Genomic DNA, 13,246 nt, shown 5'->3' with positions numbered 1-13,246 from the left:
GGATCAGTCTTCAGACTTCTTGTCCGGCAGACCTTTGCGCCTGGTTTCGGCGAATTCCTCAAGTTGCCGTTCACTCATCGATTCGTACATTTCTTTCGATGCGCCGATCAGTTCACTCTTCTTGATTTCGCCGCGCTTTGCAGCGAGTGCCGCGCCGGCGGCGCGCTGCTGAGCCTTGGAGGTGGCGGGCATGATCGCTTCTCCCGTTTCCGTCTGATCGGAAACTCCTCGCAAGGCTATGCGTTCCAGCAAAATTCAGGATGTGGTCAGCCCGAATCCCTGCATCAGCCGCCGTGTCGCGAAATTCGCCTTGCCTGAGGTGAAGACGGCGAAATCGGTGCCATTGTTGGAAAGCTCGACAGCCTCTTTCGACCGTCCATTCTCAAGCAGTGACAGTGCCCGGCGCGCAATGGCTTCCGCCGGATCGATCCAGTCAACCGGCCACGGCGCGGTCTTGCGCATGCGGTTGACCAGAAAGGGATAGTGGGTGCAGGCCAACACGACGATGTCGGTGAAGCGGCCGTCCTGTTCGATGAAACACGGAGCGATCTCGCTACGCACGGCTTCTTCGTCGACGAAACCATCGCGCATGTAGATCTCGGCAAGACCGGCCAATGCGGTCGAGCCGACGAGCCGGACATGGCATTTCTGCGCCCATTTGCCGATGAGGTCGCGTGTGTATTGCCGCTTGACCGTGCCAGGGGTGGCCAAAACCGAAACGAGACCGGAGCGCGTACGCTCGGCCGCCGGCTTGATCGCGGGCACGGTGCCGACAAAGAGATGGCCCGGGAAGGCCTCTCGCAACGTGTCGATGACCAGCGTGGAGGCCGTATTGCAGGCAATGACGGAAATCGCCGGCCGATAGCGCTCCAGCAACTGTCCGAACAGCCCCAGAAGATGTGCATTCAATGCCGGCTCTTCCCAATTGCCATACGGAAAGGCGGCGTCATCGGCGATGTAGATGAAACGACGGTCGGGCATCAGCACGCGCGCTTCGCGCAACACGGTGAGCCCGCCGACACCGGAATCGAAGATCAGGATCGGCTGCTCAGTCATCTTGTGCCCTCAGTCGTTGTCCAACCCCTTGCCGCCGACGGGCGGCAGCGTGTCGGCATCGTCGCTGTCCTCGGCCGGATGTGCGGCGCGATCGGCCCTGGCCTTGCGTTCGGGATAACCTGCGCCACGCGGTTCCTTCGGCGAGAAATAGTCGAGCGACGCAACGACACCACGCAGCACTTTCAGCTCCGGCTCGGCAAAGCCGGCACGGGTCAAGACGGCGCGCAGATTGTCGACCATCTTGGGCTTCTTTGCGGCGGGCCGGAAATACCCCCGGGATTCGAGTGCCGCTTCCAGATGGGCGAACAGACCGTGCAGTTGTTCCTTGGTCGCCGGCAGCATGTCCGGAGTGGAGAAGTTGGTATCCGTCTCGTTTTCGAGGCCGGACTTCATCCATTCATAGGACATCAGAAGCACGGCCTGCGCGATGTTGAGCGAGGAAAAGGCAGGATCGACCGGGAAGGTGACAATCTCGTCGGCAAGGCCGACTTCATCGTTGTAGAGGCCGAAGCGCTCACGCCCGAACAGGATGCCGGTCTTCAAACCGTCGTGTTGCCGGGCCCTCAGCGCTCTGCCCGCTTCCACCGGTCCACGCACCGGCTTGAAGCCGTCGCGTTCGCGCGCCGTGGTGGCAAGAACGAAGTTGAGGTCGGCGATGGCCGAGGCGAGGTCATCGTATAGCTTGACGGCATCGACGACATGGTCGGCTCGGCTGGCGGCTGCCCGGGCCTTCTCGCTCGGCCATCCGTCACGCGGATTGACCAGCCTCAATTCGCTCAAGCCGAAATTCGCCATGGCACGCGCGACCATGCCGATGTTTTCGCCGAGTTGCGGCTCGACAAGGATGATGGCGGGGCCCGTCGGCTCTTCAGGGGAATTCGTCATGACAACCAGAAAACGCTCATTTGCGGCACTGTCGCGACCCCTGCCATATTCGGCCGCGAAAATGAAGCTTTGGCTGTCCCCGGCGACCGCTGGCGGTTCAGCGATGTTGCAACGCCAGGCGCAGCCCCAGTGCGCAATAGATGCCGCCGACGACCTTGCCCTGCCATTTCAGGATCGTCGGATTGCGGCGCAGCAGGTTGCCGAGCGCGCCTGCGCCGAAGGCGAAAACCAGCGTGCTCACCAGTCCCAATAGAACGAAGATCGCGCCCAGGATCAGCAGCTGGACAGGAACCGGCCCGTTCTCCGGCCGCACGAACTGGGGGAGGAAGGCCAGGAAGAACAACGCCGTCTTGGGATTGAGCACTTCAGCCAGGATCGCCTGGCGAAAAGCCTTTCCGGCGCTGATCGGAAGCGTGTTCACGGTGAACTCCGTCGGTGCCTTTGCCAGGATTGCCCGGATGCCGAGATAAATGAGATAGCCGGCGCCAAGATATTTGACCACGCTGAACAGCACGGCCGATGCGGCGACGATGGCCGAAATACCGACGATGGCCAGAACGGTGTGGATCATGTCGCCTGCGGCGATGCCGGCACCGGTGGCGATACCCACCTTGGTTCCCGAACTGGTCGAGCGCGCAACGGTGAGAAGCGTTGCCGGCCCCGGAATGAAGACAAAGCCGAACACGATTGCGACATAAGAAATCAATGTGGCCAAATCGATCATGTGTCAGCTCCCTGCCGGTCACCGCCAACACCATCACCGTTTCGGCCGAAAAGCAACGAACGCCGGCCCATCAAGCGTCTTCACCATGGGGGCAGACGAGGCTTTCGACTGTTGCCCGATGGTCAATCAGTCGTTCTGACCGTTTGCACCCCCAATCGCGCTTTGATATAGGGGCCGCATCTCCTGGCCGAGCCATGTGCGAGGCCCTTCCCGACCAGCAGCGAGGCTTCTTTCCATGGCGAAGATCAAGGTGGCTAACCCCGTCGTCGAACTCGACGGCGACGAGATGACCCGCATCATCTGGCAGTTCATCAAGGACAAGCTGATCCACCCCTATCTCGACGTCAACCTCGACTACTACGATCTCGGCATCGAGCACCGCGACGCCACCAACGACCAGGTGACCGTCGATGCCGCCAACGCCATCAACAAGTATGGCGTCGGCGTCAAATGCGCGACCATCACGCCTGACGAAGCCCGCGTCGAAGAATTCAAGCTCAAGAAGATGTGGAAGAGCCCGAACGGCACGATCCGCAACATCCTGGGCGGCGTCATCTTCCGCGAACCCATCATCATGAAGAACGTGCCGCGCCTGGTGCCGGGCTGGACCAAGCCGATCATCGTCGGCCGCCATGCCTTCGGCGACCAGTACAAGGCGACCGACTTCAGGTTCCCGGGCAAGGGCAAGCTTTCGATCAAATTCGTCGGCGACGACGGCCAGGTGATCGAGCACGATGTGTACGACGCCCCGGGCGCCGGCGTTGCCATGGCCATGTACAACCTCGACGAATCGATCCGCGAATTCGCGCGCGCCTCGATGAATTACGGCCTGCTGCGCGGCTATCCGGTCTATCTCTCGACCAAGAACACCATCCTCAAGGCCTATGACGGCCGCTTCAAGGACATCTTCCAGGAAGTCTACGAGAAGGAATTCGAAGCCGCCTTCAAGGACAAGAAGATCTGGTACGAACACCGCCTGATCGACGACATGGTCGCCTCTTCGCTGAAATGGTCAGGCGGCTACGTCTGGGCCTGTAAGAACTATGATGGCGACGTGCAGTCCGACACAGTCGCGCAGGGCTTCGGCTCGCTTGGCCTGATGACCTCGGTGCTGATGACGCCGGACGGCAAGACGGTGGAAGCGGAAGCCGCGCACGGCACCGTGACCCGCCACTACCGCCAGCACCAGAAGGGCGAGGAAACCTCGACCAACTCGATCGCCTCGATTTTCGCCTGGACACGCGGCCTCGCGCACCGCGCCAAGCTGGACGACAATGCCGAACTGAAGAAGTTCGCCGAGACGCTGGAAAGGGTCTGCATCCAGACCGTCGAGAGCGGCTATATGACCAAGGACCTGTCATTGCTGATCGGTCCCGATCAGCCATGGCTGTCGACCACCGGCTTCCTCGACAAGATCGACGAGAACCTGCAGAAGGCAATGGCCTGACCATCCTGGCAGGACAGGAAGAAAAAGCCCCGGGCGATCCGGGGCTTTTTTGTTGGCTACGCCATCGGCACCTTCTCCCCCTTGTGGGAGAAGGCCGAAGCCCTCAGACCAGAGGCAGATGTATGTCGGTCAAAAGCTCCGCCGGAGCAACGTCGCGTGGGTTGTTGATGTATTCCTCGAACATCACCGTGTCGCGCAGCTTGCGGCCGGACATGGGCAGCCATTCGGCGTAGAGCCATGTATAGGCCTTGTGCATCTCGGCATAAGGCCCCTTGTGGCGCAGCACGGCATATTCGCCGCCTTCGAGCGTGCGACGCTCCAGTGGCGCCTGGGCAGGCTGAGCCGCATCCATCTCGACGCAGGCATAGGAGCGCAGCTTGTCGACCGCGACAACGTCAGGATCGTCGAGATAGACGCCGATCATGCGCAGGCCCGGGTGCCCCTGGCCGCGGGCATAGAGCGTTCCGAATAGCTGTTCGAACGCCTTGCCGATATTCATATAGGAACCCTGATGAGGCACACCGACCAGTTCGGTGGGTTGGAGCGTGCGGATGGAGATATCAAACATGGTGGAAGCCTTTCTCTGCTTGCTTTCAAAGAGCGTGTGGCTTCCCTCTCTCCGATAGCGCGCCGGCGGCATGCCGTAGACTGCCTTGAAGATGCGGTTGAACGACTGGACATTGGGATAGCCAGACCGCTTCGCAATTTCACTGATGCCGAGATCCGTCTCCACGATGTCGCCGGCAGCCCGATGCAACCTCAATCGCTTGACGGTTGCCGCAGCAGTTTCGCCGTAGATGGCGCGATAGATGCGATGCCAGTGATAGGGTGACAGGCAGGCGATTTCGGCGAGGCCGTCCATATCCAGATCCTCGTCGAGGTGGTCGTGGATGTGGGTTGAAACCCGTCTCAAACGAGCTTCGTAAACCGCCCATGCCGTTTCGCCATTCATGCCAGACCTCATGCAAATCGATCGGCTGGAAACAACCATAGCCGCTTTTGACAAATCCTGCTGACTTGCAACGTACGAGGAACAAGCCGCTTTCCTGTGGTATGCAACCAGCAGGACAGGAGCCCGACCATGAACCGAGAGTCCAAACCGACGCTCTATGGTGCGGACTACAGCGTCTATGTCCGCATCGCTCGTCTGACGCTGGCGGAGAAACATATCGACTACGATCTCGTTCCAGTCGACATCTTCGCGGATGGCGGTCCGCCCGACTGGTATGGCGCGCTGCATCCCTTTTCGAAGATCCCGGCGTTCGAGCATGACGGGCTGAGGCTGTTCGAGACAACGGCGATCGCCCGCTATGTCGACGAGGCCTTCGATGGTCCCGCGTTGCAGCCTTCCCTGGCGTGCGAGCGCGCGGTGATGAACCAGATCGTCGGCTTGCTCGACGCTTACGCCTACCGCACGCTCGTGTGGGACATCTATGTCGAGACCGTCTCCAAACCACGCGAGGGCAAGACAGCCGATGACGCCGTGGTTTCTGCCGCTCTGCTGCACGCCGAAACCTGCCTCGCTACCCTGGCTGCGCTGAAAGCACCTGGTCCATGGCTTCTGGGTGAACAGCTGACTTTGGCAGACCTGCATGCTGCGCCGATGTTCGGTTATTTCATGCAAGCCGAGGCGTCAGTGCCGATGCTGGCCAGGCACCCTGCTTTGTTCGACTGGTGGCAATCGATGCAGGCACGCGAGAGCTTTCCTGCCACCAGCCCAACCAGCTAGCCATCTTCAGAATATTTTTGCTTCGCCCAACCGAAACGACGAGGGTCTTTTCTTGCCCTCGGCTACCAAGCGCCCCAGATAAGACTGCGACCTTTCTCACCGTGAGCCTCCCTCAACCTCTGCGAGCAACCGCCTGGAGCGGACGCCTTTCAATCACCGTCCTTTCAACATTTCAGGAAAGAGACCCATGAGCCCGACAATCCGTTTCAATGACGGCAAGGCCATCCCGCAGCTCGGCTTCGGCGTATGGCAGGTGCCGAACGAAGGCGCCAATGCCGCCGTGACCGCAGCCCTCGAAGCCGGCTACCGTTCGATCGACACCGCCGCCATCTACGGCAACGAACAAGGTGTCGGCGACGCGCTCGCTGCCTCGAACGTCCCCGATATCTTCCTCACCACCAAGCTCTGGAATTCGGAGCAAGGTTACGACTCGGCGTTGAAAGCCTTCGACGCCAGCCTCAGGAAATTGCGCCGCGACAGGATCGACCTCTATCTCATCCACTGGCCGGTGCCGTCGCGCGATCGCTATGTCGACAGCTGGAGGGCACTGATCAAATTGCGCGAGGAAGGCCGTGTCGCCTCGATCGGCGTTTCCAACTTCCAGATCGCCCATCTCGAGCGGCTGAAGGCGGAGACCGGCGTGGTTCCGGCGATCAACCAGGTGGAACTGCATCCGCGCTTCCAGCAGAAGGAACTACGCGCCTACCACGCCGGGGAAGGCATCGTGACCGAGGCGTGGAGCCCCCTCGGCCAAGGTACGCTCCTGCATGATCCGGCACTCATTGCACTGGCGAAGAAGCACAACAAGACCGCCGCGCAGGTGATCCTGCGCTGGCATCTCGACATCGGCAACGTCGTCATCCCGAAGTCGGTGACACCATCACGCATCGTCGAGAATTTCCGGGTCTTCGATTTCAAGCTGGCAGCTGAAGACATCACCGAGATCGAGAAGCTCGACAGTGTCAAAGGCAAGATCGGGCCGGATCCAGACACTTTCGCGGTCGGATAGTTTCGAACTCCAGGCGCGTTCCTCCTGGAACGCGCCCGGCCCTGCCAAACCTTTTTCGCGGCTGCCTTCAAAGCGGCGCAGCTTCGTCCAGATTTTGTCCCGGTTCGGCGCATAGTCTTCCCACCAATTCGGGGGAATCATGCGCAAACGAACCGTCGCCCTGCTTGGGGCACTCGCCGCCGCCACCACCATATGGGCGCTCAACAGCAGTCTGCTTGCCGGCACTCCGGAGCAGCGACCGATGCTGATCGCGCATCGCGGGCTCGGCCAGACCTTTTCGCCCGTCGGCATCGGCAACGACACCTGCACGGCCGATCGCATCTATCCGCCGGAACACACACATCTCGAAAACACCATCGAGGGTTTCCAGGCGGCATTTGCGGCCGGCGCCGACATCGTCGAACTCGACGTCCACCCGACCACCGATGGTGACTTCGCGGTGTTCCATGATTGGACAGTGGATTGCCGCACCGATGGCAAGGGCGTGACGCGCGAAAAGAGCCTCAAGGAATTGAAGGCCCTCGACATCGGCTACGGCTATACCGCCGATGGCGGCAAGACCTTCCCGTTCCGGGGCAAGGGCATCGGCCAGATGCCGAGCCTTGGCGAGGTGCTCACCGCATTTCCGAACAAGCGTTTCCTGATCAACATCAAAAGCGATGACATAACCGAGGGCCGTCTGCTGGCAAGGAAGATCGGGGCGCTGCCGCCGGAACAGCAGAAACTCATCATGGTCTATGGCGGCGGCAAGGCGATCGATGCCTACAAGGCCGCCCTGCCTGACGCCGTTGTGCTGGGAACGGATCGCGTCGTCCCCTGTTTGATGCGTTATGCCGCGCTCGGCTGGAGTGGTTATGTGCCGGAGGACTGCCGCAAGACGCTGTTCATGCTGCCGGCCAACTTCGCCCCCTTCGCCTGGGGCTTCCCCAACCGGCTCAGTGAACGGCTGGAAACCAACGGCTCGACACTGGTGATCCTCGGCGACAATGATGGCTCGAAGTATTCGACCGGCGTCGACGACATCACAACGCTCAAGAAACTGCCCGCCCGCTTCGACGGCGCCATCTGGACCAACCGCGTCGACCGGATCGGGCCTGCGGTAGCTGCCCCGCAATAGCCGATGCCGGGAGTTTCCCCCGGCATCGATTGCGGCTCAGATTGTGGATTGAAGGAAGGAGCGCGCCCTAAGCAGCCAGTGCCGCTTTGACCGCCGCGATGGCGTCATCGGCCTTGGAAGCGTCGGGACCGCCAGCCTGTGCCATATCCGGCCGACCACCGCCGCCCTGCCCGCCGAGCGCCGCGGATGCAACACGCACCAGATCGACGGCGCTGAAACGACCGGTCAGGTCCTCGGTGACCGCGACGACGACACTTGCCTTGCCTTCGGCCTCGCCGACCAGCACGACAACGCCGGAACCTAGTGCCCTCTTGCCCTCATCGGCGAGCGGCTTCAGGTCCTTCGGCGAAACGCCGCTGACGGACTTGCCGAGGAAACCGACACCCGCCACCGTCTCGGTGGCATTCTCGGCCGCACCGGCGGAACCACCACCCATGGCAAGCTTCTTACGGGCATCAGTGAGTTCACGCTCCAGCTTCTTGCGTTCGTCCAGCAGGGTTTCCACCCGCGCGAGTACATCGGCCGGCGAAATCTTGAGCGTCGCTGCAACCGCCTTGAGGCGCCGATCCTGCTCATCGAGATGGCGGCGTGCCGCCTCACCGGTCAGCGCCTCGATACGTCGAACGCCGGCCGCCACCGGGCTGTCGGAAACGATGCGCACCAGGCCGATGTCGCCGGTCGACTTCACATGCGTGCCGCCGCAAAGCTCGATCGAATACGGCCGGTTGGCCTTCTCGCCATGCAAGGCCGTGCCCATCGACACGACGCGCACCTCGTCACCGTATTTTTCGCCGAACAGCGCCATGGCGCCTTCCGCGCGTGCGTCGTCCACCGACATGAGCCGGGTCGTGACCGGGCTGTTCTGGACGACGATCTCGTTGGCCATGCGCTCGACCTCTTCCAGCTCTTCCGGCGAGATCGGCTTGTTGTGCGAGATGTCGAAGCGCAGCCGCTCCGGCGCCACCAGCGAGCCTTTCTGGGCGACATGCGTGCCCAGAACCTCGCGCAGCGCCTCGTGGATGAGGTGCGTAGCGGAGTGGTTGGAGCGCAGGCGCGTCCGGCGAGAATGGTCGACTTCGAGCTCGACCGCAGCTCCCGTCTTCAGGGAGCCCTTGGTCACCTTACCCTGGTGCACGAAGAGGCCATCGGCCTTCTTCAGCGTGTCGGTGACATCGACACGGAAACCCTCACCGACGATGGTGCCAGTGTCCCCCATCTGGCCGCCGGACTCGCCGTAGAACGGCGTCTGGTTGACGATGATCGCAACGCTGTCGCCTTCCTTGGCGTCGTCGACGACCTTGCCGTCGCGCAGGATAGCGGTGACGATGCCTTCGGCCTTTTCGGTCTCGTACCCGAGGAACTCGGTGGCGCCCGTCTTGTCGCGCACGGAGAACCACACGGTCTCGGTTGCCGCCTCGCCGGAACCGGCCCAGCTTGCACGCGCTTCCGCCTTCTGTCGTTCCATCGCATCGGTGAAACCGGCAAGGTCGACTGAGATACTGCGCTGGCGCAGCGCGTCCTGCGTCAGGTCCAGCGGGAAGCCGTAGGTGTCATAGAGTTTGAAAGCGGTCTCGCCGTCCAGCATGTCGCCGGCACCGAGCTTGTCGGTCGCGTCGGCGAGCAAGCCAAGGCCGCGCACCAGCGTCTTGCGGAAGCGGGTTTCCTCCAGCTTCAGCGTTTCGGTGAGCAATGCTTCACTGCGCACCAGTTCCGGATAGGCCTGCCCCATCTCGCGTACCAGCGCAGGTACCAGCTTCCACATCAGCGGCTCATTGGCACCGAGCAGCTGCGCGTGGCGCATGGCGCGACGCATGATGCGGCGCAGCACATAACCACGGCCCTCGTTGGACGGCAGAACGCCATCGGCCACAAGGAAGGACGACGACCGCAGGTGATCGGCGATCACACGGTAGGACGCGACATTCTCGGTGTTGGGACCGTGTCCGAGTGCGGACGAAGCCGCGTCGATCAGATGACGGAAGAGGTCGGTCTCGAAAACGCTCTCCACACCTTGCAGGATGGAAGCCATGCGCTCCAGGCCCATGCCGGTATCGATCGACGGACGCGGCAGGTCGATGCGTTCGTCCTTGGTGACCTGCTCATATTGCATGAAGACCAGGTTCCAGAATTCGAGGAAGCGGTCGCCGTCTTCTTCCGGGCTGCCGGGAGGGCCACCCCAGATGTGCTCGCCGCGGTCGATGAAGATCTCCGAACACGGGCCGCAGGGACCCGTATCGCCCATCGCCCAGAAATTGTCCGAGGTCGCAATGCGGATGATGCGGTCATCCGAAAAGCCGGCGATCTTCTTCCAGTAGCCGGCCGACTCGTCGTCGGTGTGGTAGACGGTGACGAGCAGCTTGTCCTTCTTCAGACCGAAATCCTTGGTGATCAGGTTCCAGGCGAGCTCGATCGCGCGTTCCTTGAAATAATCGCCGAACGAAAAGTTGCCGAGCATCTCGAAGAAGGTGAGATGACGGGCCGTGTAGCCGACATTGTCGAGATCGTTGTGCTTGCCGCCGGCGCGCACGCTCTTCTGCGCGGTCGCGGCGCGCGAATAAGGCCGCTTCTCCAATCCGGTGAAGACGTTCTTGAACTGCACCATACCGGCGTTGGTGAACATCAACGTCGGGTCGTTGCGCGGCACCAGCGGGCTGGAGGCGACGATCTCGTGCCCTTCCTTGCGGAAATAGTCGAGAAAGGTCGACCGGATATCGTTCACGCCACTCATCGAAACTGCCTTTATGGTGAAGCCGCCGGCCGGGCCGGTGGAAATGGAATAGGCCTTTTAGCGGCAGCCTTCCAGCCTGTCCAGAAACAGCAAAGGCCTGTACGCGGAGACCAAAGCCGCCGCTGGAAACGCAAACCGCCGGCGCGAGGCCGGCGGTTAAAACATTGTCGTCAGGCGATGAACTGCCCCTTACGGATGAACCGACAGTTACCCTTCCGCAGCGTCGTCGAGATCGTTGTCGCTGTCGCCACCATTGTCGAGGAACTTCTCCGCGATCAGCCCGGCATTCTGCCTCAGCGCCTGCTCGACCTCACGGGCAAGATCCGGATTGTCGCGCAGGAACTGCTTGGCGTTTTCACGACCCTGACCGAGACGCTGCGAATTATAGGAGAACCAGGCGCCCGATTTCTCGACGATGCCGGCCTTGACGCCGAGGTCGATCAATTCGCCGGTCTTGGACACGCCCTCGCCATACATGATATCGAACTCGATGACCTTGAAGGGTGGGGCCAGCTTGTTCTTGACGACCTTGACGCGGGTCTGGTTGCCGACAACCTCGTCCCGGTCCTTGATCGAGCCGATGCGACGGATATCGAGGCGCACCGAGGCGTAGAACTTCAGCGCGTTGCCGCCGGTGGTCGTCTCCGGCGAACCGAACATGACGCCGATCTTCATGCGGATCTGGTTGATGAAGATGACCATGGTGTTGGAGCGCGAGATCGAAGCGGTGAGCTTGCGCAGCGCCTGGCTCATCAAACGAGCCTGCAGGCCGGGCAGTGCATCGCCCATCTCGCCTTCGATTTCCGCGCGCGGGGTGAGTGCTGCGACCGAATCGACCACCAGAACGTCGATAGCGCCGGAACGCACCAGCGTGTCACAGATCTCCAGCGCCTGCTCGCCGGTATCCGGCTGCGAGATCAGAAGGTTCTCGAGATCGACGCCCAGCTTGCGGGCATAGACCGGATCGAGCGCATGTTCGGCATCGACGAAGGCGCAGATGCCGCCCTTCTTCTGCGCTTCCGCCACCGTGTGCAGCGCCAGCGTGGTCTTGCCCGAGCTTTCCGGCCCGTAAATCTCAACGATACGGCCACGCGGCAGACCGCCGACGCCGAGCGCGATGTCGAGGCCCAGCGAGCCGGTCGGCACCGTCTCGATCTCGACTGCCTGCTCATTGGCGCCGAGCCGCATGATCGAGCCCTTGCCGAATGCCCGTTCGATCTGCGACAGCGCAGCGTCGAGAGCTTTTGTTTTGTCCACCGAATTGTCCTCTACAAGCCTCAAGCTATTCTGAGCCATGATACATCACCCCTTGGTCGTCAATGAAGGCCGGACTGCCTGGTTATCCCTGTAAATATGTACCCTTTTTGTTCCGTTTTGACAAGGCGATCCAACATCTTGAAAAATATGATAAATCCATATTTGTTCCTTTTTTGTTTTGTCAGGAGTGTCCAAAAAGTATTCTCACGCATGGACATCACATTGCCGCGACGCGGCGGCCATCGATTCGGCATCGCCATAGCCGGGCACAGCAGGACCGCCTCCATCGAGGTGCCGGCATGAGCCCCACGCCAAAGCTTTTCGCGGCCGGCGGTGCCCATATCGATCGACGCGGCCAAGTCAGCGGCCCCTATGTGCCGGCGGCGTCCAACCCAGGCACGATGCACGAGGATGTCGGCGGCGGCGTCTTCAACGCCCTGCGCACAGTCGTGCGACGCGGTGTCTCTGCTTCGCTTATATCGGTGCGCGGCGGCGACACGGCAGGCGAAACAGTCGCGCGGACGATCGCGCAGGCCGGCATCAAGGACCTTTCCGTCACCTTCCTCGATCGGACCACGCCGAGCTACACGGCGATCCTCGACAGCGAGGGAGAGCTTGTGGTGGGCTTCGCGGACATGGGGCTCTACGACCTCGCCTTCCCGAAACAGATGCGGCGCGCCAACATTCGTGGCGCGGTAGAGGCGGCGGACGCGGTGCTGTGCGACGCGAACCTGCCGACCGCAGCGCTGGAGCGGCTGATGGCACTGGCCGACGCCAGACCCGTCTTCGTCATCGCCATTTCGCCGGCCAAGGTGGTGCGCCTCGCCTCGCGGTTCGAACGGCCGGCGCTGGTGTTCATGAACCGCCGCGAGGCAGCCGCGCTGACTGGCCTTTCGCGCGAAGCGTCTGAGACAGAACTGGTGACGGGGTTGCGTGGAATCGGCCTGCGTGGCGGCGTGGTGACAGCGGGAGATCGCCCTGCTCTCGGTTACGACAAGGACGGCGCCTTTTCGATCGCGCCGCCTCCGCCCAAGACCGTGGTCGACGTGACCGGCGCGGGCGATGCGCTGGCGGGAGCCACCACCGCGGCGCTGCTGCGCGGCCTGCCGTTACGCACCGCTTTGCGTGAGGGTGTTGCCGCTGCGGGACTGGCCATTGAAAGCCCGCTCTCCGTGCCCGGCTTCACTCCGGCATCCTTTGCCGCAGCCCTGGCTCTTGTGCCGGAAGCGCGGGAAGTGGCATGAGGACGGCAACCCAACTGTTGAACGGCTGTCCGCAAACCGCGTGATGCCGA

General features: G+C 61.9%; 12 protein-coding genes. 5 read left to right on the top strand and 7 right to left on the bottom strand.

Translation table 11 applies throughout. From position 1 onward, the window contains the following. Window positions 1-3: 3 nt before the first annotated feature. The 4 genes from ACFWXH_RS04100 to ACFWXH_RS04085 form a co-directional block, all read right to left on the bottom strand. Window positions 4-192 carry a DUF3008 family protein gene (locus ACFWXH_RS04100; RefSeq protein ID WP_379117754.1) on the bottom strand — a complete coding sequence of 63 codons (189 nt, stop codon included), beginning with the start codon at window positions 190-192 and terminating at the stop codon, window positions 4-6. A gap of 63 nt (window positions 193-255) precedes the next feature. Further along, window positions 256-1,056, bottom strand: a complete 801-nt coding sequence (murI, locus tag ACFWXH_RS04095) for a glutamate racemase (protein WP_379117752.1) — start codon at window positions 1,054-1,056, stop codon at window positions 256-258. A 9-nt stretch (window positions 1,057-1,065) separates the two neighbouring features. Then, window positions 1,066-1,941: an RNA methyltransferase gene (locus tag ACFWXH_RS04090; RefSeq protein WP_379117750.1), complete on the bottom strand. Its 876-nt coding sequence runs from the start codon at window positions 1,939-1,941 to the stop codon at window positions 1,066-1,068. A 97-nt stretch (window positions 1,942-2,038) separates the two neighbouring features. Further along, complete coding sequence (locus tag ACFWXH_RS04085) at window positions 2,039-2,665, bottom strand: LysE family translocator (protein WP_379117748.1); 627 nt, start codon at window positions 2,663-2,665, stop codon at window positions 2,039-2,041. A gap of 235 nt (window positions 2,666-2,900) precedes the next feature. On the opposite strand from ACFWXH_RS04085, the gene ACFWXH_RS04080 reads away from it, so the two are divergent. Continuing rightward, window positions 2,901-4,112, top strand: a complete 1,212-nt coding sequence (locus ACFWXH_RS04080) for an NADP-dependent isocitrate dehydrogenase (RefSeq protein WP_054314017.1) — start codon at window positions 2,901-2,903, stop codon at window positions 4,110-4,112. A gap of 103 nt (window positions 4,113-4,215) precedes the next feature. Here the strand turns inward: ACFWXH_RS04080 and ACFWXH_RS04075 are convergent, their stop codons facing one another. After that, window positions 4,216-5,064: a GyrI-like domain-containing protein gene (locus ACFWXH_RS04075; RefSeq protein WP_054314083.1), complete on the bottom strand. Its 849-nt coding sequence runs from the start codon at window positions 5,062-5,064 to the stop codon at window positions 4,216-4,218. 129 nt (window positions 5,065-5,193) lie between these two features. Here ACFWXH_RS04075 and ACFWXH_RS04070 point away from each other — a divergent pair, with 129 nt between their 5' ends. From ACFWXH_RS04070 to ACFWXH_RS04060, 3 genes are all read left to right on the top strand, one after another. After that, on the top strand, window positions 5,194-5,841 hold the full coding sequence (locus ACFWXH_RS04070; RefSeq protein ID WP_379117745.1) for a glutathione S-transferase family protein: 648 nt from the start codon (window positions 5,194-5,196) through the stop codon (window positions 5,839-5,841). 187 nt (window positions 5,842-6,028) lie between these two features. Continuing rightward, window positions 6,029-6,850, top strand: a complete 822-nt coding sequence (locus ACFWXH_RS04065; RefSeq protein WP_379117743.1) for an aldo/keto reductase — start codon at window positions 6,029-6,031, stop codon at window positions 6,848-6,850. 139 nt (window positions 6,851-6,989) lie between these two features. Then, on the top strand, window positions 6,990-7,967 hold the full coding sequence (locus tag ACFWXH_RS04060) for a glycerophosphodiester phosphodiesterase family protein (RefSeq protein ID WP_379117740.1): 978 nt from the start codon (window positions 6,990-6,992) through the stop codon (window positions 7,965-7,967). Between the two features lie 67 nt (window positions 7,968-8,034). On the opposite strand, the gene alaS is transcribed toward ACFWXH_RS04060, so the two are convergent. Both alaS and recA read right to left on the bottom strand, forming a co-directional pair. Then, complete coding sequence (gene alaS / locus ACFWXH_RS04055) at window positions 8,035-10,695, bottom strand: alanine--tRNA ligase (protein ID WP_379117737.1); 2,661 nt, start codon at window positions 10,693-10,695, stop codon at window positions 8,035-8,037. Between the two features lie 207 nt (window positions 10,696-10,902). Continuing rightward, entirely contained in the window at window positions 10,903-11,991 is a 1,089-nt protein-coding gene (gene recA / locus ACFWXH_RS04050; RefSeq protein WP_054314012.1) for a recombinase RecA, read from the bottom strand. A 260-nt stretch (window positions 11,992-12,251) separates the two neighbouring features. On the opposite strand from recA, the gene ACFWXH_RS04045 reads away from it, so the two are divergent. Beyond that, window positions 12,252-13,196 carry a carbohydrate kinase family protein gene (locus ACFWXH_RS04045; protein WP_379117734.1) on the top strand — a complete coding sequence of 315 codons (945 nt, stop codon included), beginning with the start codon at window positions 12,252-12,254 and terminating at the stop codon, window positions 13,194-13,196. Window positions 13,197-13,246 lie beyond the last annotated feature (50 nt).

It is taken from the genome of Mesorhizobium sp. NPDC059054 (genome assembly GCF_042739215.1).
GTDB lineage: Bacteria > Pseudomonadota > Alphaproteobacteria > Rhizobiales > Rhizobiaceae > Mesorhizobium.
The sequence above is the reverse complement of the archived record's forward strand: the minus strand, read 5'-3'. Positions and strand labels throughout refer to the sequence as shown.

Bases quoted from the DNA above. Each gene is read 5' to 3' on its own strand.
- ACFWXH_RS04100 (WP_379117754.1), bottom strand. From the start codon at position 192: ATGCCCGCCACCTCCAAGGCTCAGCAGCGCGCCGCCGGCGCGGCACTC.
- murI (WP_379117752.1), bottom strand. From the start codon at position 1,056: ATGACTGAGCAGCCGATCCTGATCTTCGATTCCGGTGTCGGCGGGCTC.
- ACFWXH_RS04090 (WP_379117750.1), bottom strand. From the start codon at position 1,941: ATGACGAATTCCCCTGAAGAGCCGACGGGCCCCGCCATCATCCTTGTC.
- ACFWXH_RS04085 (WP_379117748.1), bottom strand. From the start codon at position 2,665: ATGATCGATTTGGCCACATTGATTTCTTATGTCGCAATCGTGTTCGGC.
- ACFWXH_RS04080 (WP_054314017.1), top strand. From the start codon at position 2,901: ATGGCGAAGATCAAGGTGGCTAACCCCGTCGTCGAACTCGACGGCGAC.
- ACFWXH_RS04075 (WP_054314083.1), bottom strand. From the start codon at position 5,064: ATGAATGGCGAAACGGCATGGGCGGTTTACGAAGCTCGTTTGAGACGG.
- ACFWXH_RS04070 (WP_379117745.1), top strand. From the start codon at position 5,194: ATGAACCGAGAGTCCAAACCGACGCTCTATGGTGCGGACTACAGCGTC.
- ACFWXH_RS04065 (WP_379117743.1), top strand. From the start codon at position 6,029: ATGAGCCCGACAATCCGTTTCAATGACGGCAAGGCCATCCCGCAGCTC.
- ACFWXH_RS04060 (WP_379117740.1), top strand. From the start codon at position 6,990: ATGCGCAAACGAACCGTCGCCCTGCTTGGGGCACTCGCCGCCGCCACC.
- alaS (WP_379117737.1), bottom strand. From the start codon at position 10,695: ATGAGTGGCGTGAACGATATCCGGTCGACCTTTCTCGACTATTTCCGC.
- recA (WP_054314012.1), bottom strand. From the start codon at position 11,991: ATGGCTCAGAATAGCTTGAGGCTTGTAGAGGACAATTCGGTGGACAAA.
- ACFWXH_RS04045 (WP_379117734.1), top strand. From the start codon at position 12,252: ATGAGCCCCACGCCAAAGCTTTTCGCGGCCGGCGGTGCCCATATCGAT.